Origin of the sequence: Microseira wollei NIES-4236 (assembly GCF_020521235.1) — a bacterium.
In the GTDB taxonomy this organism is placed as follows: domain Bacteria; phylum Cyanobacteriota; class Cyanobacteriia; order Cyanobacteriales; family Aerosakkonemataceae; genus Microseira; species Microseira wollei.
The window spans coordinates 1-23,727 of the sequence record NZ_BLAY01000160.1; the positions used below are offsets into that span (position 1 = coordinate 1).

Below are 23,727 nucleotides of genomic sequence, written 5' to 3' on the forward strand. Positions count from 1 at the left end.
GGGTAATTTGTTGTTATTCGATTGTGGAAGTTGTTCCCGCACTTGGGGGGGAACGCGGCGAAAGCTGCCTGGGTTGCTCCTGATTTACCGCCGCTGGGTTTGGGGCGTCCCTCCTGGTGGGGAGGGGGGAGCTGCTTATGTCCCTCCATATAATAGAATATGTATTATATGGATAAATTTTCAGAGGTTTATATGGGTAAAATTGGGGGAAGCGTTTTGATGGAAACCAATGGAGAACTCTTCGCGGCTGTCCCCACCTTCTTACAAGGTGGGGAAGGATAGCGGCAAAAACAGGGGGTTCGATACCCCCTGTTTTTGCAATCACCCTTGTGGAGAATCCTGAGATTTAATATACGCCTTAATCTTTTCGATTGGCGCACCACCAGTAGAAGCAACATAGTAGGAACTAGACCACAAGACGGCGTTTTTGTAAAACTTGCTTAAATGTTCTCCAAATTCATTTCTGATAATTCGACTAGATGCGCTTTTGAGACTGCCTGTGAATGTCGAAATGTTATTGTCTGGATGAAAATCAACCAGTAAATGTACGTGGTCTAGCTCCCCATTAAACTCAACTAAGCGACACTTAGTTTTCCCGCAAACATGACCAAATATCTCTCCCATACGGTCTAATATTTGAGCCGTTAGCACTTTGCGCCTGTATTTGGTAACAAACACAAAGTGCAGGTGAACGCTAAAAACAGAGTGAGAGCCTTTTCTGACAGGCATTGACAGCACCTACGCCCAATGATAAGCTCAGTATATCAAAGGAGGTAAGCTTTGTGGCGGTCAGACGAGTGACTTTTCGGTTGGTGCGATTCGTTTCTAGGTAAATCCATAGCCTAGAGTTTCAGACATCGCCTTATAAATAAGTCTGAGATAACTGTGATGGGATGTAAGTGAAAGCCCTCCCCTCTAAGGATGGAGTGACGCCAAACCTACCCACAGGGAGACTGACTATCAAACTGAAGCTGGGAATAGGACGGGAAAAACAAGACCTGTGATGGTTAGCAACCCGTTAGGTAGGTCGCCACGGATAACACAAGTGAATCTCCGGAAAAGCATCTAAAAAGTACCGACCGAACCGAAGGCCGGATAACCACACAAAACCCGAATCATTTCAACCTAATAGATTCAATCCACAGGTTGTGGTGGATGAAATGGAGAATCCTAAAGCGACAAAACAATCACATCACGGAACGAAGAAAAACGCTCAAATCTCCCAGAAAGGACGAATATTCTGGGTAGGGCTGTGTCAAAGCCACAGAAGAGATGAGCGGGTAGGATGTACTCGAAAAGCCAAGAACTAAGGACTCTTGACCAACTGGGTACGGTCGATAGAGAAAAGATGACTCAAGTAGCAGGTTTAAGGTTATGACAGCTAACCAAGCTGATAATTGGAAAGAACTACCCACCGAAGAAATTCCAGCAAGTAGTCTTCCGCCTACAAAAGAGAATCTTTAAGGCTCGGAAGAATGGCGACCACAGACTGGTTTGTAAACTACAAAAGTTGCTTCTCAACTCTAAAGCTGCCAAATTCCTAGCAGTCCGGCAAGTGACTCAACTTAATCAAGGCAAGGCCACAGCGGGCATTGATGGCAAGACCGCCCTAACCCCCAAGGAAAGGATGGAATTAGCCAGCAGCCTTCAGGATGGATGGAAAACCTGGGAACATCAGAAGCTAAGACGAGTATATATCCCGAAAAAAGACGGGACTAAGAGAAAGCTAGGTATCCCAACCATTGGCGACCGCGCCTACCAATGTCTGCTGAAACTCGCACTAGAACCCTGTGCTGAAGCAACCTTCCACGGAAACTCCTATGGTTTCAGACCTGGGCGGGGAACACACGATGTTCAAAAGCGATTATTCAACACATTGAATTCACAGGCTAAGGGCATCAACAAGCACATCCTGGAACTAGACATAGAGAAGTGTTTCGACAATATCGACCACCAAGTCATACTGGCGAAAACCGAACTCCCTGCATGTGCCAAGAATGGATTGAAGAGAGTCATCAAAGCTGGGGTAAAAGGGGAATTCCCTTCATCCGAATCCGGAACCCCCCAAGGTGGTGTCATTTCACCTTTACTCGCAAATATAGCACTCAACGGCGTCGAAAGTATACTCCCTAAAGCCACATGCTTAAGGTATGCTCCCGATATGGTCTACATATTTAAAGGAGTACAAAATGAGCCGGAACAGTCTATAAACCTAGAAGTTATTAATAACTTTTTAGGGCAACGCGGGTTAAATACCAAGGATTCTAAGACCTGATTCGTGAAAGCAATTGAAGGGTTCGATTTTCTTGGGTGGAACTTCGCGGTGAAGCCTAACGGTAAATTCATCTCAACTCCGACAAAAGAAAGCACCCGAAAGGTCAAATCCAAAGTCAAGGTGATGATGAAGGATAGCCGCTTCAAACTCGAAGAACGAATAGCCAAGTGTGGCTCCCTAATTCGAGGTTGGAGGAACTACAATCGATACTGCGACATGAGCCAACACTCACTCTGGAAAATAAATCATTGGACGTGGAAATTCATCCGGAAACAAGGTGGCCTAGACCAATGCCAGACTAACGACGCCTTAAAAGTGGCGTTCCCTAGCATATCTTGGAAAGCTTGTGGACATAATAATGTCAAAGGTGATAAATCCCCGTTTGATGGTGACCTAATATATTGGTCAGATCGCAGTCATAACAATTATGACGGCATCACAGCGAAGCCACTCAAGAAACAGAAGTTTACATGCCCAGAATGTGGACTCAAGTTCTTTAGCGATGACAAGATTGAGCTACATCATATTGACGGAAACCATGATAATTGGAAACCCAACAATTTAGAGGTACTCCATCGTCATTGTCATCAACACATGCCCATACACTCACAAGCACGTGTAGTCCGAAATGCCGCCCGCAAAACGACAAAGTAGAAATCGACTAGGAGCCAGATGCGATGAAAGTCGCACGTCCGGTTCTGAAAGGGAGGTGTCCCTTGGTAACAAAGGCATCGACCCTAACTATCCCAAGCCGCTAACAGAAAATCAGCTGTTTTTTTGGGCGATAAAAATGCATCATTTGTTGTAGAACGCAGCAATTAGCAACCGCCAAACGCAATAGGAAAAGTTTGGTCACTCGGTTGATTACTACGAGCAACAAAACTGTCTTCCAGAATTCAAGAAAGTTTGGCCTGAGTATAAAGAGCTTGGGTCACACACTTTGCAGGCGACTCTAAAGCGAGTAGACGTTGCTTACCAATCTTTTGTGCGATTCGTTTGGGTCCAAGTGAATAGCTTATAGCTTGAAGCGTACACGGAACAAGATCATCAACGCTTCGTATCGGTTGAAACCAAGAAGCTTGATAACTTACTAATCATGTAGGTGAAAGTCCTACCCCACAGGTGCAGTGGTGACAGCATATTCCCAAAGGTAGCGATTAGCTATGTGCGATGTGAAGTCGTACATCACCAATCCGTAAAGCGGGAATAAAAGGTGGTAACTAGCAGCCAGCCGGAATCCCATCCAGCAAGAATCCATGAGTAGCGAAAGCGAAGATGTATCATACTATCGTGAGGTAGAACCAGTGAAATAAGGCTGAATACACTGGGAGTCCCAAAAGGGCAAAGGCAAATAGTCAACAACAGTGAATCAATGTTGTTATGCACTGACTGCCTCGGTAGAAAGCGTCACTCTCAAGATTCAATCAATGATTAGTACGAAGGAAGTAACTCACCAGAATGCTCTTTCATAGGTGGATATGAAAGTAGTCAGCTAAGACGAAACATCTCAATACAATTCAGGCGTCTGGAGAGAAAGATTGAGTCAGAAGCGAATGGCTTGTTGTCATGACAGGATACGCTGACAGACTCACGGTGAAATAAACTGTAAAGCTGCAAGTAGCCAGCACATAAGTTATGAACACGGTCGAACAACCGATGTATAAATGGCAAGAAATCCCCTGGCGCAAGCTAGAGCGGAAAGTATTCAAGCTGCAAAAGCGGATTGACAAAGCATCTAGTCGTGGTGATGTCAAAACGGTTCGCAGACTCCAAAAACTACTGATAAAATCAAAGTCAGCAAAATGTCTCGCAGTTCGAAGGGTTACACAAGACAACATCGGCAAAAAGACAGCAGGAGTGGATGGGATTAAATCCCTATCCCCAGAAGCAGGTCCCAAGCGAGTGGGGCAACTACAACTTGGTAATAAAACCAAGCCAACCCGAAGGGTTTGGATACCTAAACCTGGAAGGGAGGAAAAACGCCCACTAGGAATCCCAACAATATACGACCGAGCATTACAGGCGCTAGTAAAACTAGCCATGGAACCAGAATGGGAAGCGGTCTTTGAACCAAACTCCTATGGTTTTAGACCAGGACGCTCGTGCCACGATGGCATAGAAGCCATCGATAAATCTATCAGTAAAAAAGCCAAATACCTGCTTGACGCTGATATATCAAAATGTTTCGATTGCATCAACCATCGGCAACTCCTGGAAAAATTAAATACCTTCCCCACCCTAAGGAGGCAAATCCTCGCTTGGTTAAAAGCTGGTGTGATGGACGGAAAACAACTATTTCCAACCCTGGAACGAGTACCGCAGGGTGGGGTAATATCACCTTTGCTAGCAAACATCGCGCTTCATGGTATGGAAAGACGGATAAAAGAATATGCCGACACCCTACCTTGTAGGGGAGGTTACGGCAAGAGAGATAATCGCAAATCCCTCAATTTTATCCGATATGCCGATGACTTCGTAATTCTCCCTGAAAAATTAGAAGTCGTTCAGGAGTGTCAGGACATCATTTCACAATGGTTTGGCATGGGGGTAGAACTCAAGCCAGAAAAAACACGGATAGCCCACACCTTCCAACAAGTCGGTGAAGAATCCCCAGGTTTTAACTTTCTGGGGTTCAACATTCGGCAATACCCCGCCGGAAAATATACAACGGCAAGAAATAGGGGAGGAAGACTAGGGTTTAAAACCGTTATTTCCCCAAGTCAGAAAAACCAGGAAACGCACTATCAGCAGATAAAAGCAACCATCGAGAGACACAAAACAGCCGCTGAGGGACAACTAATAAATAAGTTGAACCCAATCATAAGAGGATGGTCAAATTACTACTCGACGGTAAGCAGCAGTAAGGTGTTCAATCACCTAGATATGTTAGTTTTCAAGAAACTTGAAGCATGGGGAAATAGGAGACACCCAAACAAAGGAAAGTATTGGGTGTCAAGTAAATATTGGCATCAAATTAAGTCACGCAGTTGGGTGTTTGCTGTAAAAGAAGGAAAGAAAACAATCCAACTGATACAGCACACAGATACGAGCATCAATCGCCACACCAAAGTAAAAGGTGAGGCATCGCCCTACAACGGAGACTTGATTTATTGGAGTACAAGAATGGCAAGACATCCCCAACTGTCCCCAAGCGTAGCATCCCTACTCAGGAAACAGGGAGGAAAATGCCCGCACTGGGGATTACACTTCAAATATGGAGACACACTAGAAGTTGACCACAAAGTACCTAAGTCGAAAGGCGGCAGCGACGAATATAACAACAAACAACTACTCCATCGACACTGCCACGACAAAAAGACTGTCAAAGATGGTAGTCGAAGCACAAAATATGGCTGCAATAGTGCCAAGCTAAAACCACTCCCCCGGAACATCGAATCGAAATGGGAAGGGGACATGTTGGTGATGATGTATGCGTGACAAGCACCATATCACTGAGGAGCGGAATGACGCGAAAGTGTCACGTTCCGTTTTGCAGATCAGTGGCTCTCGTGAGAGAGTCACTGACTTTAATTTTAAAGGCTGGAGAGGTAAGCCAAGATGCAAGTCGATCAAGCGATATAGTGGTTGGACTTATCCCGACACCGCTGGCTGGAAAATTCACACGACTGGGGATAATGGCTACTTAGAACTAAGGGATTTAGACCTGTGTATCCAAATGCGGGGCAAAGCAAGAACGTGGGGAACTCCTACAACTTGCACAATCGTCTATCGGAACGGAAAATGGTATGCGTCAGTTACCGTAAATTGCAATCCAGTTAGACAAACTGCTGGTGGCGCAATTGGACTAGACTTTGGAACGTATCACGCTGTTGCGTTTAGCGACGGCACGCTGATAAAAAACCCTAGATTCTTAGCCAAGTCACAAGAGAAGCTCCAGAAAGCATCCCAGAAAAAACGCCAGAAAAGAACGCCCAATTTTCGGAAAAAAGTCAAGGCATCAAAGCGCTGGCAAAAAGCATCTAAACGAGTAGCAAAATTACAGCGCCTCGTGGCAAATCAAAGACAGGATTGGACTCATAAGGTAGCAGCACAAATAGTTAGCGGTAATAGCATGGTTGCTACTGAGGAACTCAATCTTAAAGCGATGACACGCCAGGCCAAGAAAGGCAGCATACCGCCAGCTCAAAAAACAGGTCTTAATCCCTCGATGCTTGATGTTGGAATTGGGAATCTAACCAGCGCCATTGAGTACAAATTGCCAGAAGCTGGTGGTTTTTTGCTCAAAGTTCCCACAAAAACAGTAAAACCTTCTCAAACTTGTCCAGAATGCGGTCATCAACAAAAAAAACAATTATCAGAACGGGTTCATACTTGTTCTGAGTGTGGCTACACTTCGGACAGAGATGTCGCTGCGGCAAAAGTAATGCTGTCTTGGGCGTTAGGAACTAGCGGACACGGGTCGTGGAGAGGAAATCCCTAGGTCTAACCCTCAGCATACGGGAGGTTGGAAGCAAATTTCCTCTATGAGACGACAGAAACGCACTGCTCTATAGCTGTGCGTAGTTCATAGCTGGGAAACTGTACTATGACTCATTTTTACCCCAGTCGTTCAACGACCATCCCCACTAGGGGTGGGTTGAAAGAAGAAAATTTTGCTTGCGATCGCAGACACGCTACAATATGAAGTCTTAACGACCATCCCGACATTGGGTGGCTTGAAAGCAAGTCGTTTGAAAGCCTATCAACTGGGCTGTGCTGTTTCAATGACCATCCCAGCTAGGAGAGGGTTGGTAGTGTAGTGCAAATCCCATGCTGCAATGCTATTTTTTTGTTACAGCAGGTATTTTGATTAAGGTGGATTGAAAGAAGGTTCAAGTCCTTTCTTTGAGTCGTCTCAAGAACAGTTATGTTCCAAAAGGACAATTAATTTGTCAACGAGGACAACAATGTGTCACCACGGACAAATAATTTGGCAAGCGACAGCCGTTCAAAAGCTGAAACCCTTATCGTGCTTGAGATGCGGATGAAAGGACTTGAACCTTCACACCTTGCGGTACTAGAACCTAAATCTAGCGCGTCTGCCAATTCCGCCACATCCGCATGGATTTCTATGATAGCACACATTAGAAGCCAAATTACTCGTTTTGTGACTCGCCTCACACAGCAAGTTATGTAAAGATCACGTGAAGCAAGCAGGTGCTGTCACCCGCGACATCAGTGGAATCACAGATATTAGATATATCGAGTTCAATGTTGTCGTCATGTTGTCTGTAACGCTTTCTCCAGTTAACCTGATTCCCGGTGCGATCGCCGATTTATTCGCTCAAGTCAGCAGCACAGGTTGCATTACATTAGCCGATCGATATGGACTGATGGCGGCGCTGTTAGACGATTCCCTCGAAGAAGAGGAACAGCGTTGCATCGACCGACTGATCCGCGCCTTATATAGAGGAAGGGTGAAGGTTGTCGATGAAATTTCTGCTGTAATGTAAAATTCACAACGCTTTAGAGTTGTGTTGTAGCGATCGCCTTCACAAAACAAAGCTGCAGTAAAAGTAGAGGGGATCGAATGATGAAACCAGGATTTTTAGCGCTTGTCACCCTAGTCGCCACCACAAGTTTAGCTGCAACAGCTACCGCTCAGCGAGCGAGCGTACCGCGAATACCCATTATCCGCAGCGAAAGTCAAGATTTTTTTAAGCAGGGAAGAGAACAGTTTGAGGGAGAAATTCAGTTTCTCACCCTGAGAACCAATCTTCCTAACCAGGATTTGCTCAAAATTCGCCAGTTTCCACCACTAGAAGATGGCCCGTTTTCTTTTCAACGATCGAATGCCTTCTCAAACCGGGTTGGTCGTGAGGACAAGATTCCTCAAGAATAGCGATCGCACCACGTCAAAGAAACCCGGTTTTTCTGAAAAACCGGGTTTCTGGTCAGAATTTGAGCGATCGCACTTTATCCTCGATTGTGCAATCGCCTAGAGGTTAGTACCTCTGTATTTGTTACGGGGGCGTCAAAAATGACTGTCAGATCCGCGTTGGGTATCAATCGCCGCAGTACTTGAAGGTGATCTAAGGCATCATTCCGGCGGCGAAACCGTGCAACCGTTATCCGCTGCATGTTTGGCAGGTGACGAATGATGCTCCAAGGATAAAGTTTTTCGCGATATGTCTGTTGTGTTGGTATCATAGAGCCATCCTTCCCACTTTGTGGGGCATTGTCAGGAAGGCGATCGCTCTTGATTTCTCAGGTCGTGGAGCGATCGCTTACTCAGATAACTTTATGCCGCGAACGCGGCAGATGTCAAGTAGAGAATGGGCCTAATTAGGTTGCGAGTTCGAGAATTGGCTGCAGAAAAGGGTTGGACGCTCAAAGAAGTTTCCGAGAGATCGGGAATTCCCTACGGCACAGTTAGAAGCTATGCTCATTCTCCCAAGCTGGCAACTGTAGACTACACCGCTTTGAAAAAGTTGGCCTATACATTTGATGTGATAATTGATGACTTGGTTGAAATATTAGAAGAGTAAGTCTGCCGTTGTTGGTATCATAGAGCCATCCTTCCCACTTTGTGGGGTTTTGAAGCAAGGAGATCGCTCTGAAGTTCTCTAGGCTAGAGAGCGATCGCTCATAATTACAGAACATAATTATTAAAGGCGACGCACTTGGCCTTTGTCAAGTATAGCATGGGGCGAATTAGGTTACGATTGCGAGAACTAGCAGATGAGAAGGGTTGGACACTCAAAGAAGTTTCCCAGCGCTCCGGGATTCCGTACAGCACGATCAAAAACTACGCCCAATCTCCCGGCTTGGCAACGGTAGACTATACGGCTTTACTGAAGTTAGCGCGTGTATTTGATGTGATGCTCGAAGAAGTGGTAGAAGTGTTGGAAGAGTAATGCGCCTAATTAGGTTGCGAGTTCGAGAATTGGCTGGTGAAAAGGGTTGGACGCTCAAAGAAGTTTCCGAGAGATCGGGACCTCCTCATTCTCCCAAGCTGGCAACTGTAGACTACACCGCTTTGAAAAAGTTGGCCTATACATTTGATGTGATAATTGATGACTTGGTTGAAATATTAGAAGAGTAAGTCTGCCGTTGTTGGTATCATAGAGCCATCATTCCCACTTTGTGGGGTTTTGAAGAGGAGCGATCGCTTGTTTCAGTGAATGAAATTATGAAACGCCAAGATTTTGGCTATTGTCAAGTAGATGGGGCGAATTAGGCTAAAAGTGCGCGAATTAGCGGCAGAAAAGGGTTGGACGCTTAAAGAAGTCTCCGATAGATCTGGAATTGCTTACAGCACAGTCAAGAATTACGCCCAATCACCTGGCTTAGCAATGGTAGACCTGTTACTAGATAGGAAAATTTCTGCCTAAATCGCTCAAATCTAACTATCTCGCTCCCACTCTCGCAGCCAAACATCGGCATTTTTGTCTAAGGCGATTCTGACGAGTCCGGTATCGCCTCTCATTGTTGCTCTCACACCTACTTTTAACTTGAATTGTAGTGGAGTTATATTCTTAGCCTCTTAAATTTGTGATAAAAAACCTAATTTATTGTTGTTTTTAAATTCATTTACATGATGACTTAGTTATTGGTATAATCCCAGTATATAGCCAATTAAATCCAGAAAATGTCCAGTCTGAAACAAGAGCTAAAACTGAATAATAAAGAACGCTATAAACTAGCAGGCTGTGCAGGGTTTTCTAGGCTTGTTTATAATTTCGGTCTGTCACTTATAACGCAATCTTGGGAATTTGAGGAAATTAAAGCCAGCGATTCCAAGCGCTTAGTTGAAATCGAGAAAGTCTTCACCAACCATGTCAAAACTAAGCCTGAGTACACATGGATGAAAGATTATCCATCAGCTATTTACTCATCAGCACTACGAAATTTAGCAAAGGCTATTGAGCGATGGCGCAAAGGTTATTCAGGCTTGACTCAATTCAAATCTAAAAGGAGGGGGGATAGTTTCACAGTCCTGAAAAAATCAGGAGTGTATCCTGCCAAGGGTGAACCAATGATTCCGTTCACGAATCGTCAAGTTCTTTACCCAGGGAAGAGAATCACAATTCCTGGCTTGGGAGAATTCAGACAAGAGCAACCAATTCCGTTTCTTTGTTCAAGCCAAACATTCACTATTGCCAGAGTAGCCAACAGATGGTTTGTCTCATTTGCACGCTTATGTTGACAAAGTTCCACCACTTCTACAAAAAGTTCAATCGGTTGGTATCGACTTAGGTGTCAAATGTTTTGCCACTTTATCCGACGGCTCTAAAATTGTTGCACCACACAGCCTGAAAAAGGCTCTAACCAAGCTAAGTAAGGAGCAGTGGTACAACCGCAACAAGCGATTAGGCAACCGTAGTGAAGGAATTAAGGCATCAAATAATGCTTTGAAATACTACCAGAGATTGGCAAAAAGGCACGCGAGAATAGCTAACATCAGACGAGACTTTTTGCAAAAAACCACAACCGACATTAGCCGAAATTACTACCAGATTCGGATTGAAGATATCAATGTCGCTGGGATGATAGCTAATCAAAAATTAGCTGACGCTATTTCAAGTTTGGGATTTTATGAATTCCGTAGAATGTTAGTTTACAAGGCGACATTCTTTGGCACTCAATTAGAACTGGTTGATAGGTGGTTCCCCTCCTCTAAAACATGCTCCTGCTGTGGCAATGTTCAACCAATGCCTCTGACTGAGCGCGTTTACAGATGTGGTAAGTGTGGCATTTCCATCGAGCGCGATTTAAATGCGGCTCAAAACCTGGAAAACGCCCCAACAGTGAGAGTACGTGCGGCAAGCGCGGAATTTACGCCTGTGGACCAGAAGGAGCCGACTCCCTTGCCTGAAACAGCAAGCTTTCCCTCGAATTAAGCTTGCATACTTGATTTGAGTAAGTTTTGTGTTGCACACTTAAAGAAGTCTCGGAAAGATCGGCAATTCCCTACAGCACCATCAAAAAATACGCCCAAACACCCAGCTTAGCAACGGTAGACTATACGGCTTGATTGAAGTTAGCGCGTGTATTTGATGTGATGCTCGAAGAAGTGGTAGAAGTGTTGGAAGAGTAATGCGCCTAATTAGGTTGCGAGTTCCAGAATTGGCTGGTGAAAAGGGTTGGACGCTCAAAGAAGTTTCCCAACGATCGGGAATTCCCTACGGCACAGTTAGAAGCTATGCTCATTCTCCCAAGCTGGCAACTGTAGACTACACCGCTTTGAAAAGTAAGTGGGAGTAATAGAGGACGCAAGAAATCTACTACTACGCTTTCTGTTGGACAGGAAGCCTACAGTGTACGGGAAGCGTCACTGTAGGTAGTTCACCCTATACATTTGATGTGATAATTGATAACTTGGTTGAAATAACGGCTTTACTGAAGTTATCGCGTGTGTTTGACCTGATGTTTGAAGATTTGGTCGAAGTTTTGGAAGAGTCAGCGATCGCCACCTCTGTAAAATTGAGAAATAGGGGGGTTAAAATTCCATGATGATTGCAGCAGAACAACGCTACTATTCACCCGAAGAATACCTAGAACTAGAGGTAAATTCTGAGGAACGTCACGAATATATTGATGGTCAAATTATTCCCATGACAGGCGGAACGCCTAATCATAACCAAATTGCTGGCAATTTTTCCGCAGCGCTAAATTTCGCTCTCAAGCGTCAGCCTTATCGAGTCTTTGTTACAAATCAGCGACTCTGGATTCTCAAAAAGCGAATTCATAGCTATCCCGACGTCATGGTTGTGCAAGGTCAACTGGAATTTGCAGCAGGACGAAGAGACACGATCGCGAATCCGCTGATGATTGCTGAAGTCTTATCAAAATCAACTAAAAGTTACGACCGGGATGAAAAATTTGCAGCGGATCGCACCATTCCCAGCTTGCGGGAATATCTTCTGATTGACCAATACACCCTGCACGTCGAGCAGTATTCCAAAACAGATAACAACCGCTGGATATTTACTGAATACGAAGATGAGAATGCGACTATATCGCTAGCTTCTGTTCCCTTTGAAATTGTCCTGGCGGATATTTACGATAAAGTGGACTTTGAAGATGAGGTCGTTGAGGAAATTAACCCTGTGCAAGACGAGGGTGAACTAGGCTGAAAAGATTTATTTTGCCACAGGGAATCCGACAGGCAAGATGCCTATCCCACAAGAGAGGATTATTCCTTGGTATAGGTTAAGGGCGCGTCAAAAATAACGGCAAAATCAGCAGTTGGGATTAACATGTCTTACGCGCATATTCCGGGTTTCTCGGAAAAATCTTCGAGCAAGGAACTAGAGATCGCAGCCAGAAACAAAGGTGATAGGATCGTCGGTCGCCTATCCCATCCGGAATTGACTGCTGGCGCTTGTAGTATAATACATATTACATAAGTGTAAGGCTGCATCTTGTTGCGGGTGGAGGATTCAGCATGGATAAAAAAGCAGTTTTATTAGGTGAAAATTTAGGTTACGAAATCAGCTCAACCAGGACTTTGTTTAAAGGAGTTCAGGTGAGTATAGAGTCAAGAGCGCGCATTGCTTTAGTTGGTCGCAACGGGGTAGGAAAATCAACCCTGCTCAAGATTATGGCAGGTGAAATTAATCCGACTAACGGGTCTATTTACCGTCATGGGATTGTCTACTACTTGCCACAAATCAGCACGATTCGAGAGGAAATTAAAGCCGATACAGTACTGGATTTATTGAGCGATATCTCGGAGGAATGGTGGAAAATTGAGGAAATTTTGCCAGCAAAATTTAGCACAACTCTTGATTTGTCCCTACCGATTGCTAACTTGAGCGGCGGGGAATTGACAAAACCTCAAGAGCCAAAAGTGCTATTGCTGGATGAGCCAACTAACCACATGGATCTGCAAGCGTTAGAAAATTTGAGTCAATTTCTCAATGATTTTGATGGAGCATTTGTTATTGTTTCTCACAAACCTTTTTTCCTAGACCAAGTCGTAGATATTACTTGGGAACTCACCCCTGAGGGGATAAAGGTTTACGGGGGGAATTTTTCGCTGTATCGAGAGCAGAAAGAGACAGAATTAGCGGCGGCGTTGAGGACGCACGAAATTGCTAGAAAAGAACTCAAACGTGCTAAAACATCGGCGTTGCAAGAGCAGCAACGAGCAGCGCAATCTCGCAGAAGCGGGAGAGAAAAGTTTCTCAATGGCAGTATTGATAGAATTAAAGCAGGACTGCTGAAAAGCCAAGGCGAAACAACCGCAGGTATTGCCAAAAAGAAACATGAAGCAGCCGTTGAAAAGGCGAATCAAAAAGTTGAAGAAACTCAGGTAAAAACAAATAATGTGACGCAGGTTCAACTGGCAGAAAAAAGTCACAAACCTAGAAGTTTGATTGATATTCAGGGGGCAAAGCTTAGGGTAGGAGATCGGTTGCTAATTGAGAACATTCATCTGCATATATCTGCGGGAGATAGAGTGGCGATGGCAGGAGCCAACGGGTCGGGTAAATCAAGTCTTGCTAAGGCAATTTTAGGGATGAAAAATTCCCCAGCATTTTTGGAATCCGGAGAAGTTTTGCTGGCGAATGGGATGAAAGCAGTGTATCTCGATCAAACCTACGAATTGGTGAATCGAAACCGGACAATTATAGAAAATATGCAAGCTGCCAATCCCAATCTGAACTATCAACTTTTGCGGCAACAATTGGGACACTTTCTGTTTAAATACGATGACGTTAACAAACAAGCATCGGTGTTGAGTGGGGGTGAATTGGCGAGGCTAGCAATTGCCATGATCGGCATCTCTGAAATCGACCTGCTAATTCTCGACGAACCGACTAATAATTTAGATATCGAAACCGTTGACCAAATGGTGGCAGGTATCAACGAATATCAGGGTGCTATATGGGTGATTTCCCACGATCTAGATTTTTTGAGTCGGAGCGGTATTACCAAAGCCTTTCAGTTGAAAGATAGAACGTTGCGAATGACTGCGTATCTGCCAAATGAACTCGAGCGGTATTATCAAGAATTAGTCGAAGCATAGGCTTGTTTGCATCTACAGGACTGATATCATGTCCGGAAAGCGTGCTGCACGGGAGGGACAAATTTAACGATATATTTCATGCTCCCACTTAATTGTTGGTAAAACCCGCCCCTACAGCATAAAAAACTATATAACTCAAGTTGCTAGTTATCTCTCTGGGAGCGGCTAATGGCTAATGGCTAATGGCTAATGTCAGTAAAAATCCAAGATTAGCAAGCTGGCAATTAGCTATTAGCAACGCCCTTGTTTATAACTAGCAACTTGCGTTATATACTACCATTGCTACCGGACATGATATCGCTCAGAAAGGGTCTCAAAAGTATCATTTACTACTCCAAAAAGGAGCGAGCGCTTGTTACTTAGGAAAAAATAACGGTTTGAATCGATTGGTGAATTTGACACTCCATCCCCCTAAAAGGGCGAGGATTCTTGGTTCGCAGAAGAAACTTGCCAATGCAGGATTGCTCCAACTAAAGTAGAGGTTTCCTCTCCCCAAGCTTGAGATCCGGTCTGCCCGACCGTACTGAGTCCTCGGCTCAAAATGTTAATTGCTGCATTGATATCTCGATCTTCCACATATCCACAACTAGGGCAGATATGCGTTCTTTCCGACAATGATTTTTTGACAACTTCTCCACAATTAGAACAGTTTTGGCTTGTATAGTGTGGGGGAACAGCTACAGTTACCTTACCATACTTATAACCAAAATATTCTAACCAACGACGGAAAGTTGACCAAGCAGCATCAGAGAGCGACTTAGCTAGATGTCGATTTTTTACCATGCCTTTGACATTTAAATCTTCATAGGCTATCAAATCCTTAGATTGAATTAAACAAAGTGCTACTCTCGCTGCCTACTTACTTTTAAATGTTTTCTGGCAGAGCGAACTCTAGCTTTGTGATAGTTTTTCGATTGCGGTTTTTTGGCTTTCTTCTTTTTGGGGTCGTATTTCTTAGATTTTTTCCGAGTGGAGCGATTAATTTTTTCTCTCCTTTTATATAAAATTGTGGAATCGGTTCAAGGTGACCCTGGCTATCAGCATAGAAATACTTCAACCCGACATCAATTCCTACAGCTTTTTGAGAAGGGTTTAATGGTTTGATTGTATCTCTTGGGTCTAATTGAACAGAGAACTGAACGTAGTATCGCTCACTTCTACGAAGAATTCGTACTCTTTTTATCTGCTCGATTTGTAAAAACAATAAGTCTCTGGTTCCTATCAACTTTAGTGAGCAAATATTTTTATGATCGGTAAAAGTAATATGCTTTCTATCAGATGATAGCTTCCATCCAGAGACTTTATATTCTACAAAACGAGTAGTTTTCTTGAACTTAGGATACCCTTTTTTACCACTTATTTGTTTGTTCCTGTCGAAAAAATTGTTAATAGCTCTTAACACTCTTTCAACGGCTGTCTGGCAAGCATGGGAGTTTAAGTCGTCTACAAACTTAAACTCTTTCCTAAGTCTTGTGTTATATCTAAATAGTTCAGTCTTCCCAACCCCTCGATTATCCATCCAAAAACGAAGCACTTTATTGCGGACAAATTGAGATGTCCGAATCGCTTCATCAATCCCTTGGATTTGTATTGGTTTCGGCTTGACTTTGAACTCTTTGACAAACACATTTGATACTTGGTACTCAGGTATCAAAATTATCACATAAGTTTAAAAGCCGTCCTAGAAGGACGGGGCTTGAAACCCATTAGTTTTGGTCAAAGCGCTCAGCAACTCGGCGGCGCGTTTCTCATCCGTATTGCCGTAGCGGTCAAAGTGGATCAGGTTCGGCAGTTGTGACGGCACCTCCCAGCCTCGGGTTTGCAATTCCGACTGGGCGTCAAACTGGGAGGCGTAACCGATGCACAAATAGCCGACCAAGACCATCTCGGCGGGAATGCCCAAAAGACTTCCCAGCCGCTCCGGCTCGAAAATGCTGACCCAGCCGACGCCGATCCCCTCGGCGCGAGCCGCCAGCCATAGGTTTTGGATCGCGCAAACGGTAGAATATATCGCCGTCTCAGGCATAGTCTGCCGCCCCAGTCCCCGCCCCCGCTGGCTCGTAATATCGCAGGTAACGCACAGATTGACCGGCGTTTCCAGGATGCCTGCCAGCTTCAATGACATGTAGAGCGCTTTTTGCTTGTCCTCGTAAATCGAGGAGGCGGCTTCGTTAGCCTGCTGGAAAAGTTCGTAGACGCTTTGACGCACACCGGCATCGCGGATCAGAATAAAGCGCCAAGGTTGCATCATACCTACCGAGGGGGCGTGATGTGCAGCGTCAAGCAGGCGCGCCAGAACGTCATCCTCGATGGGAGTAGGGGTGAAATAAGAACGTATATCCCGCCGTTCATAAATCGCCCTGTACACGCCTTGCCGCTCTTCCTCTCCGAAACGATGGATATTTTGGTTGATTTTGGTCATGTTAGCTCCGAGAACAGCTGATAAACAAAGATTTGAATATTTCTGGAGTTTAAACTAACAAATTCAAATCTGCCGCTTTATAGCAGTTTGTGACTTGGTGGAATACAGCCCTTGTGGCGCTCGTTTGTGTAGCGGCACCCTTAAGGGTGCCGCTACACAAACGAGCGCGATCGCGCAGCGTTGCAAGAGCAGTATCCCAAGGGATCGGAAAGCCAGACACTTAGCTTGTGAATAGGTTAAAATCAGTAAAAACCCTGAGTCTTGTCTAGATATTTCTAGTTTTGGGTAGTTTTGTCGAGATTGTTAGAAGTGGTGGGAATTTTGATCGTAAACTCGGTTCCCCGACCAGGCTGAGAATTTACTTCCAACTTGCCATTGTGTTTTTCTACTATAATTTGATTGACGATCGACAAGCCGAGTCCGGTTCCCTTTCCTACAGGTTTTGTAGTAAATAAAGGCTGAAATAATCGCTGTTTGACGGATTCACCCATACCAATCCCATTATCAGCAATCCGGAGCGCGACCCATTGAGCAGAATCGGTCTCGGTTGTAATCTGAATCTGGGGAATTGGAACGCTCATTTTGCCTTGTATAAATGCTTCATCAATGGCATCAATTGCGTTTGCCAGAATATTCATGAATACTTGATTCATCTGTCCTGGATAGCAATTTACTTCTGGCAATCTGCTATAACGCTTGATGACTTGGATGCGGGGACGATGGTACTCCTTACCCGCGATGCGAAGGCTCTTGTCTTTGATACGATGTTGCAAAATCATCAGCGTGGTATCGAGTCCCTCGTGCAAATCCGCAGGCATTTTTGTATCGCAATCTGAGCGGGAGAAGGTGCGGAGCGATCCGGAAATGTTTTGTATCCGTTCAGTTCCTACCTGGAGCGAGTACAGAATTTTTGCCATATCTTCGAGGGCGAATTCCAGATCCAAGTCTTCGATTGCGTTAGTAATTTTTGCTGACGGGTTGGGATATTCTTGTTGATACAGTTGAATAATTTCAGTTACACCGGCAATGTATTCTTGCAAAGGTGTAATATTGTTGGCGATGAAGCTGATAGGATTGTTAATTTCGTGGGCGACACCGGCAATTAATTCTCCCAATGTTGATAGTTTTTCTTGTTGCACAACTTGGATCTGAGCTTGTTGCAAAGCGGCGGTGCGATCGCGCACTTGCTCTTCCAATGATTCCGTAAGTTGCTTTAGTTGCAGGTGTACCCGCACTCTCGCAATTACTTCCTCTTGTTCAAACGGTTTGGGGATATAGTCTACTGCACCGAGAGCAAAACCCTTTATTTTGCTTTCTGTATCCGCCAAAGCTGTGGTAAAAATGATCGGAATGTTTTGGGTAATCGGATTGGCTTTGAGGCGACGACAGGTTTCAAATCCATCAATTCCTGGCATTTGGATATCCAGCAAGATTAACTCTGGTTGATTGCGTTCGATTAGTGCGATCGCGCTTTCCCCACTGACTGCAACGCGGAAGCGAAAACCAGCACTACTCAACGCTTCCGACAGAACAGACAAATTTGTGGGATTGTCATCCACAATTAAAATGAATCCGGTGTGTGAGGGCGTTGTCATGATGGATTGGCTCCTGATTGAGTATTTAAAGCGAATCGATGTATTGCTCAATAAAACTTTCTAGACGTTTGACTTGGAAACTATTAGCAAGCTGCACAAGTTGCGCTGCAAAGGGCGTTAGCTTCTGATCGGAAAGAGGCAGTTTTTGAGCCATTTCTACAACTCCTTGAATATCACCATCTTGTACCAGGTTGAGTAACTGCTGTAAAACCTCGCTAGCAGGAGGAATCAGATCGACTGGACTTGTTGAGCTATCTGCATTGCTCTGATATATCCATTCTAATTGCAAGTATTCCTGTAGTAGTTGCATCAGGGTATGGGCGTCTACAGGTTTGGGTAGAAATGCATTCGCACCGGCATTAATGCTCTTGTATTGGTCGGTTTCAAACACGCTGGCGGAGGAAGCAATAATAGGGATGTCTTTGAATTGGGCAGAGGTACGCAGACGCTTGATCAACTCAAATCCATGCATTACAGGCATCACCAAATCAGTCACGAGCGCATCCGGTTTGCTTTCGTTGGCAGTTTCCCATCCTTCCTTACCATCACTGGCTTCGACGATTGTAAATCCAATTGGCTCGAGTAAATTCACAATCACCGAGCGATTTTCCCATTTGTCATCCACCACTAAAATGGTGCGCTTTTTGCCTTGATAGCCCACAATGGTTCCTTGGTGAACCACTCTAGAAGCAACTGCCCATTCTTTGGCTTGGGGTAGTTCCACCTCAAACCAAAACTTACTGCCTTTGCCAAACTCGCTAATGACTTCAATTTGACTACCCATCAACGAGATAATCTTTTGGCTAATTGCTAATCCCAAACCCGTACCTTCTGCTTGTTGTTTTACTTCTCCAACCTGTTCAAAGGGCAGGAATATTTTCTCAATTTGATTTGGTTTCATGCCCACTCCGGTATCTTCTACTTCAAAGCTAATTTTGGTAATTGTTACGTTTAATTCTTCCCGATTACCAATCACCTCAACCTTGAAAGTCACCCTTCCTTGCTCGGTAAATTTTATCGCGTTACCAAGTAGATTGATTAAGACTTGACGCAGGCGTTTTTCATCTGCACGAATGCCTGCATGCAAGTTTGGATCGAGTTGGACAGCAAAGGCAATGTCTTTCTGTTCTGCCCGGATGCGGCAAATTTCCGTCACGCTTTCTAGAAATGAAGGCAAGTAGAAATAAACCGGATTAAGTTCCAATTTACTGGCTTCAATTTTGGCGAGATCTAACACATCATTAATCAGGGTTAATAGATGGGAACCGCACTGCCCAATAATTTCTATACCTTTGCGTCCTTTATCCGTCAGAGTTTCGCTGCGTTGGAGAATTTGTGTATAGCCCAGAATGCCGTTAAGGGGTGTGCGTAACTCGTGGCTCATATTGGCGAGGAATTCGCTCTTGGCTTGATTTGCTGCATCGGCGGCTTCTTTTGCTTGCTGAATCTCCAGATTCGCCTGCTGAATTTCCTGGAATTTGTTCTGGAGTGCAATAGCCATTAGTTGAAAGTTGTTCGTCAATGCATTAATTTCGCTCACTTGGCTGCTGGGAAACTCTAACTCTTTCGGTGCAATCAGTTTATCCGGCAGGTTAGTTGTTAAGTTTGCCAGTTGGAGCAGAGGCTTAACCAGATTATAGCTAATAGCTTTTGCCAACAGTGGTGTCAAAACTGCGATTAACATCAAAACAGCAAAACCATTGGTATAAAGCCGATCTAAAAGCACAAGATACTGTGCGCTAGGCACTTCGATTGCCAATTGCCAGGGCAAATTATTTCCCATCGATGCCTTTTGCACGTAGAAGGATTTTCGCCAACGAACCACTTTAGCCATAGGCTGAACTGTTGGTATCCAGCGATAGGTTGTGTGATTGATTTGTTGAATTTCCCCATTACTATCGCGATCAAATCGTTGTAAAAATTGCAGATCTTGACGAGTACTGATAATCGCCCGCTGCTGCAAATCGAGGATGCTAATAAACTCTGTTGATGATTGATAATTATTTGTTAACCACCCAGCGATCGCATTCACATCAATCTCAGCAAAGACCTGACCTATTACACCGTCATCCTGTAAGATGGGTACGCTCTGAATTATCGATGGGTAATTCGCTCCTTGAAAAAATACTACCCCAGAGATCCTCGGCTGTTTTTCCATCAGGAAGGCTTTGTATTCCGGCTGCTCCAGTGTCGTAAAATCTGTGGGCATAGCCGAGACAATAATTTTTCCCTGAGCATCGGTAATATAGAGATTGCGGATTTCTGCGAAGGAACTCTGGGCTAGTTTTGTAGTGTCTTGCAGTGAATTTGAGCTTGACAGATTTGCATCTTTAGCATAGGCTGCAAGGTTTTCCAGTATTCGCTGCTTTTGCTGATACCAGTTTTGCAGTTCTGTACTCACGTTGTGCGTTGTATTTTCCAAACTCGCTAAAATGTGATGTTCCTGCTCAGAGGTAGCGCCCTGACAATTCCAAATCGTCAGCACCAGCGCCGGTATTAAAACAAAGGCAACGAACAAATTTAACAGAGTTTGCTCAAAATCTATCGTTTTTTCGGCTTTAGAACGAACAATCCACTTAGCAATCGGTGTATGATTTAAAATTAAACAGGCAAGCAGGGCGTTAGAAATCTGATTAACCGGATTTTTAAATGAAATAAATAAAACAGAACTAGGATCTACTTTTGCCAAAAAAACATAGAGTATCCACAATAAGGGGAACCCAATAAATCCCCAATAAAGCACATCTAATAAAAGTAAATTGTTACTACGCCGCCTTAGTCCCCAACCGACAAAAAAAGTTTCCAGAGTAAATAATATAAAGGCGGAGGGATGCTTCCACAGCAAGATTGTGTACGAACTGGCGATCGCACCCGCAACAGTACCCCATCCCCACCCATACAGTCTGACAACAAGCATGGCAGCAAAGCTGCCAAATAACCAGTCTGCGTGCAAAACGATGGGAATTCTGAAGTAGTTACCCGCATAACCAGCGATAATTAACAGAAATAGGACTAGCGTCCTTCGCAGTTGATGTAGCGATCGCATCCAGTTGGTCAGTGGGTTCGATGGAGTTATAGTCTTTAAAGTCGTCATTGCTTTTCTCTGAGTCTGAGAGATAGGTTAAGGTTGGCTCGGTTTCTCAAATATGCTTACCACCACAGATCATCTCCCACCAGTATAAATCTCCCTTTCCTTCACCTCAAGCTGGTGGAAAACTTCTGCCACGTCGCTAATGACTCGGTTTCATAGACCCTTAAAATAAAGGTAGGAGCATTTCTTAAATCGCCCTTGTCATAGGAAAGAAATCATGACACAAATTATTCCAGAAATAGAAACTATTTCAGAAATAGCAGAACTGAGAGAGGAAATAATCTCAAAGCGAGAGTCGGGAGAAGTTATGTTAGAAATCAAAAAAATAATTCCCCGTGGCAATTTTGACGATGAAAATATCATGGCGCTTGTCGATTCATTTGTGCTGCAATTGGGATTTTCTGGTATTGGCGATCGCTGGAAACAAATTAATCGAGAATCAGCCCAAAAAATCTTGAATTTTCTCCTCGCGAAAAACTTAGCTTATTCTGAAGAATCGATCGCCATTACCGATGCCGAAACAATTGCGGATAGGTTTATGAGTCTTTTTAAAGATAATTGCCAATTTTTTACAAATGCCATTTTTAATCATAACTATTCCCGTCTAGCTGAGTGGGATTCAATTACAGAATCTACCTTTGACACGGGTGTTGTCATTGTCAGCAATGAAAGAATAGGTATACTTTGGGTTCAAGATGAAGATTGAGCGGGGTTGGTAATTGCTAATGGCTAATGGCTAATGGCTAATGGCTAATGGCTAATGGCTAATTGGTCAGGAATTAGGCAAAGAAACTAAGGTGATACGAAAAATCGTGGGTTTGTCAAGGAGAAATCCAGGTCGAAACCGGGTTTCTGAGCAAAGAAACCCGGTTTTTCGGAAAAATTGCCGAAAAAACCGGGTTTCTGAACCCGCAATTGCTGAAGCAGTGCCCAATCTATTAACGATTACCTACCTGTTAAATCTAAAATCCCTTGACCTCAATCTTTGCAGTCAGAACTATTATCAGGAGTAGCATCAGGATAGAAAGTGCGAATGGCGCTATTTTTGGTGACAAACACAGCTTTAAAGGTTTTATTCTCGTCAGTCACGCTTAAAAGACAAACCTTATTAGAAGGACTCGTGTTGGGGTTATTTTTGTAGGCTAAAGCTGCTTTTGCGAGGATTTCTTCTGCGTTTAAGGTATAAGGATAACCCTTAATACTAGACTGGGAAATACCGTTTCCTACTTTCATAACCGCGCCTATGGTGTATACTGCGCCCGCCATTACTTCCTGATTGCGAGTATTATTAGCTAGCCTGCCAGCTAAACCCTTATTTTGTAAATCTAGATAACGGGCAGCATAGTGCAATCCACCAATTGAACCGCCTTTATTTGGTTCGCCACAGAAGACGTGATCGAAGCCTTGTGCCTTAAACCAAATAGCAGTTAAATCCTCTAAAAATTCCTGATTACTGGTATGTCCAGAAACAAGATATCCTCCCACATTAGCTTTGATATTTTCCAAGACAGTAGTATTGTTATTCATCATTGTTTTGAATGCATCCTCGCTCACTACTTTGCCCGGTGCGCCGCAAAGCTGATTTACTGCCAGATCAAAGCTGTTGAGGACTGGCGGGGGAGGTGTGACATCGGCTGGACTACCGTACCCTAAGCCTGTTACGGGGTTGTTGATATTATCAAAGAAAGGTAGGGAATTTCTAGGTAAAGCCCGCGCAGATTTAGATAATTCGGCATCAAAACTGGATTGAACATCAGCGGGTGGATAGCTGGTTGCATCAGCATCAAACCGAGCTGAAATCTTGGCGTTATTGGCTTTTGAACATGCCGAAAATAAGAGGGTTAGGATTAATACACCACATATTAATTTGCCCAAGGGGCGTGGCTGGAAAAAATTTAACATTTAACTTGACTCATTCAGGTCTAAGATATTATAAATTACTGCTCGCGAACCAAGTATAATAGTGTCTTAAAATTAAATATTTTTTAACGAAAGCAGGACTGAGGCACGACGAACTTAGAAACCGGGTTTCTCTGAAAAATCGTCGGTTGGAAACTAGAGATCGCAGCTTGAAACTTTGGTGATACGAACGCCCTTGCGTAAGTCCTGAGATTATTTGTTGTTTTTCGTCGGTGCCCTCAGAGCTACTCGTAACGCACCCTACTCATTACTAGCAGTGACAACGCGATCGCCAAAAATTCCGTTATTAAATAAAATAATCGGAGGCGAGAGCCTGCGAAATGCGTTCCCACGCAGAGCGTAGGAACGAGAGAAAGAAAGCAGAGCGTAGGAACTAGAGAAAAGCGGATAAAATAATCGGAGGCGAGAGCCTCCTGAATGCGTTCCCACGCAGAGCGTAGGAACGAG

General features: G+C 44.1%; 25 protein-coding genes, 1 tRNA gene and 3 pseudogenes. 19 read left to right on the forward strand and 10 right to left on the reverse strand.

The window, feature by feature from the left end; all coding sequences use genetic code 11:
• Positions 1–321 precede the first annotated feature (321 nt).
• Positions 322–729: an IS200/IS605 family transposase gene (tnpA, locus tag MiSe_RS36720; RefSeq protein WP_226589721.1), complete on the reverse strand. Its 408-nt coding sequence runs from the start codon at positions 727–729 to the stop codon at positions 322–324.
• Positions 730–1,456: 727 nt separating this feature from the next.
• On the opposite strand from tnpA, the gene MiSe_RS36725 reads away from it, so the two are divergent.
• The 5 genes and pseudogenes from MiSe_RS36725 (at position 1,457) to MiSe_RS36740 (ending at position 6,716) form a co-directional block, all read left to right on the forward strand.
• Positions 1,457–2,275: a reverse transcriptase domain-containing protein gene (locus tag MiSe_RS36725; protein ID WP_226589777.1), complete on the forward strand. Its 819-nt coding sequence runs from the start codon at positions 1,457–1,459 to the stop codon at positions 2,273–2,275.
• A 3-nt stretch (positions 2,276–2,278) separates the two neighbouring features.
• The gene (locus MiSe_RS36730) at positions 2,279–2,929 is read left to right on the forward strand and encodes a group II intron reverse transcriptase (RefSeq protein WP_226589723.1); all 651 of its coding nucleotides are present in this window, start codon (positions 2,279–2,281) and stop codon (positions 2,927–2,929) included.
• 163 nt (positions 2,930–3,092) lie between these two features.
• A pseudogene (locus MiSe_RS54160) lies at positions 3,093–3,266 on the forward strand (RNA-guided endonuclease InsQ/TnpB family protein); the annotation flags it as partial.
• A gap of 644 nt (positions 3,267–3,910) precedes the next feature.
• On the forward strand, positions 3,911–5,713 hold the full coding sequence (ltrA, locus tag MiSe_RS36735; protein ID WP_226589726.1) for a group II intron reverse transcriptase/maturase: 1,803 nt from the start codon (positions 3,911–3,913) through the stop codon (positions 5,711–5,713).
• Positions 5,706–6,716, forward strand: coding sequence for an RNA-guided endonuclease InsQ/TnpB family protein (locus MiSe_RS36740; RefSeq protein ID WP_226589729.1), 1,011 nt, complete (start codon positions 5,706–5,708; stop codon positions 6,714–6,716). The genes ltrA and MiSe_RS36740 overlap by 8 nt, the downstream gene beginning before the upstream one ends.
• A 538-nt stretch (positions 6,717–7,254) precedes the next feature.
• Here the strand turns inward: MiSe_RS36740 and MiSe_RS36745 are convergent.
• Positions 7,255–7,336: transfer RNA gene (locus MiSe_RS36745), tRNA-Leu, on the reverse strand.
• Between the two features lie 161 nt (positions 7,337–7,497).
• On the opposite strand from MiSe_RS36745, the gene MiSe_RS36750 reads away from it, so the two are divergent.
• Both MiSe_RS36750 and MiSe_RS36755 read left to right on the forward strand, forming a co-directional pair.
• The gene (locus tag MiSe_RS36750; protein ID WP_226589780.1) at positions 7,498–7,728 is read left to right on the forward strand and encodes a hypothetical protein; all 231 of its coding nucleotides are present in this window, start codon (positions 7,498–7,500) and stop codon (positions 7,726–7,728) included.
• 77 nt (positions 7,729–7,805) lie between these two features.
• Positions 7,806–8,117 (forward strand): hypothetical protein, encoded by a 312-nt coding sequence (locus MiSe_RS36755; protein WP_226589731.1) that lies wholly within the window; start codon positions 7,806–7,808, stop codon positions 8,115–8,117.
• Positions 8,118–8,191: 74 nt separating this feature from the next.
• Here MiSe_RS36755 and MiSe_RS36760 read toward each other — a convergent pair whose 3' ends face one another.
• A complete protein-coding gene (locus tag MiSe_RS36760; protein ID WP_226589734.1) occupies positions 8,192–8,425 on the reverse strand; it encodes a hypothetical protein in 234 nt (77 codons plus the stop codon).
• A gap of 125 nt (positions 8,426–8,550) precedes the next feature.
• Here MiSe_RS36760 and MiSe_RS36765 point away from each other — a divergent pair, with 125 nt between their 5' ends.
• From MiSe_RS36765 to MiSe_RS36815, 11 genes and pseudogenes are all read left to right on the forward strand, one after another.
• On the forward strand, positions 8,551–8,763 hold the full coding sequence (locus tag MiSe_RS36765) for a helix-turn-helix domain-containing protein (protein WP_226589737.1): 213 nt from the start codon (positions 8,551–8,553) through the stop codon (positions 8,761–8,763).
• Positions 8,764–8,919: 156 nt separating this feature from the next.
• The gene (locus MiSe_RS36770) at positions 8,920–9,132 is read left to right on the forward strand and encodes a helix-turn-helix domain-containing protein (protein ID WP_226589740.1); all 213 of its coding nucleotides are present in this window, start codon (positions 8,920–8,922) and stop codon (positions 9,130–9,132) included.
• Entirely contained in the window at positions 9,132–9,320 is a 189-nt protein-coding gene (locus MiSe_RS36775) for a dsRNA-binding motif domain-containing protein (protein ID WP_226589743.1), read from the forward strand. Before MiSe_RS36770 ends, MiSe_RS36775 begins: the two co-directional genes overlap by 1 nt.
• Before the next feature lie 121 nt (positions 9,321–9,441).
• Positions 9,442–9,609, forward strand: coding sequence for a helix-turn-helix domain-containing protein (locus MiSe_RS36780; RefSeq protein ID WP_226589746.1), 168 nt, complete (start codon positions 9,442–9,444; stop codon positions 9,607–9,609).
• Positions 9,610–9,866: 257 nt separating this feature from the next.
• The gene (locus MiSe_RS36785; protein WP_226589749.1) at positions 9,867–10,424 is read left to right on the forward strand and encodes a helix-turn-helix domain-containing protein; all 558 of its coding nucleotides are present in this window, start codon (positions 9,867–9,869) and stop codon (positions 10,422–10,424) included.
• Positions 10,399–11,118, forward strand: coding sequence for an RNA-guided endonuclease InsQ/TnpB family protein (locus MiSe_RS36790; RefSeq protein WP_226589752.1), 720 nt, complete (start codon positions 10,399–10,401; stop codon positions 11,116–11,118). The genes MiSe_RS36785 and MiSe_RS36790 overlap by 26 nt, the downstream gene beginning before the upstream one ends.
• A 26-nt stretch (positions 11,119–11,144) precedes the next feature.
• Positions 11,145–11,315: pseudogene (locus MiSe_RS54165) on the forward strand (helix-turn-helix domain-containing protein).
• A pseudogene (locus MiSe_RS36800) lies at positions 11,315–11,467 on the forward strand (helix-turn-helix domain-containing protein); the annotation flags it as partial. The pseudogenes MiSe_RS54165 and MiSe_RS36800, both read left to right, overlap by 1 nt.
• 114 nt (positions 11,468–11,581) lie before the next feature.
• Positions 11,582–11,731, forward strand: coding sequence for a hypothetical protein (locus tag MiSe_RS36805; protein ID WP_226589755.1), 150 nt, complete (start codon positions 11,582–11,584; stop codon positions 11,729–11,731).
• A complete protein-coding gene (locus tag MiSe_RS36810) occupies positions 11,728–12,354 on the forward strand; it encodes a Uma2 family endonuclease (RefSeq protein ID WP_444980603.1) in 627 nt (208 codons plus the stop codon). Before MiSe_RS36805 ends, MiSe_RS36810 begins: the two co-directional genes overlap by 4 nt.
• Positions 12,355–12,665: 311 nt before the next feature.
• Entirely contained in the window at positions 12,666–14,252 is a 1,587-nt protein-coding gene (locus tag MiSe_RS36815; RefSeq protein ID WP_226589758.1) for an ABC-F family ATP-binding cassette domain-containing protein, read from the forward strand.
• Between the two features lie 411 nt (positions 14,253–14,663).
• Here the strand turns inward: MiSe_RS36815 and MiSe_RS51465 are convergent, their stop codons facing one another.
• From MiSe_RS51465 to MiSe_RS36835, 5 genes are all read right to left on the reverse strand, one after another.
• Positions 14,664–15,068 carry an RNA-guided endonuclease InsQ/TnpB family protein gene (locus MiSe_RS51465; protein ID WP_264196781.1) on the reverse strand — a complete coding sequence of 135 codons (405 nt, stop codon included), beginning with the start codon at positions 15,066–15,068 and terminating at the stop codon, positions 14,664–14,666.
• 49 nt (positions 15,069–15,117) lie between these two features.
• A complete protein-coding gene (locus tag MiSe_RS51470; protein ID WP_264196782.1) occupies positions 15,118–15,879 on the reverse strand; it encodes an RNA-guided endonuclease InsQ/TnpB family protein in 762 nt (253 codons plus the stop codon).
• 54 nt (positions 15,880–15,933) lie between these two features.
• Positions 15,934–16,674: a 5,6-dimethylbenzimidazole synthase gene (gene bluB / locus MiSe_RS36825; protein WP_226589760.1), complete on the reverse strand. Its 741-nt coding sequence runs from the start codon at positions 16,672–16,674 to the stop codon at positions 15,934–15,936.
• Positions 16,675–16,949: 275 nt separating this feature from the next.
• On the reverse strand, positions 16,950–18,269 hold the full coding sequence (locus tag MiSe_RS36830; protein ID WP_226589763.1) for a sensor histidine kinase: 1,320 nt from the start codon (positions 18,267–18,269) through the stop codon (positions 16,950–16,952).
• Positions 18,270–18,294: 25 nt separating this feature from the next.
• A complete protein-coding gene (locus MiSe_RS36835; protein WP_226589765.1) occupies positions 18,295–21,363 on the reverse strand; it encodes a hybrid sensor histidine kinase/response regulator in 3,069 nt (1,022 codons plus the stop codon).
• Positions 21,364–21,577: 214 nt separating this feature from the next.
• Here MiSe_RS36835 and MiSe_RS36840 point away from each other — a divergent pair, with 214 nt between their 5' ends.
• Positions 21,578–22,066, forward strand: coding sequence for a hypothetical protein (locus tag MiSe_RS36840; protein ID WP_226589768.1), 489 nt, complete (start codon positions 21,578–21,580; stop codon positions 22,064–22,066).
• A 272-nt stretch (positions 22,067–22,338) separates the two neighbouring features.
• Here the strand turns inward: MiSe_RS36840 and MiSe_RS36845 are convergent, their stop codons facing one another.
• Positions 22,339–23,262, reverse strand: a complete 924-nt coding sequence (locus MiSe_RS36845; protein WP_226589772.1) for an EndoU domain-containing protein — start codon at positions 23,260–23,262, stop codon at positions 22,339–22,341.
• A 258-nt stretch (positions 23,263–23,520) separates the two neighbouring features.
• On the reverse strand, positions 23,521–23,727 hold a 207-nt coding region (locus MiSe_RS36850; protein ID WP_226589775.1), incomplete at its 5' end, for a hypothetical protein.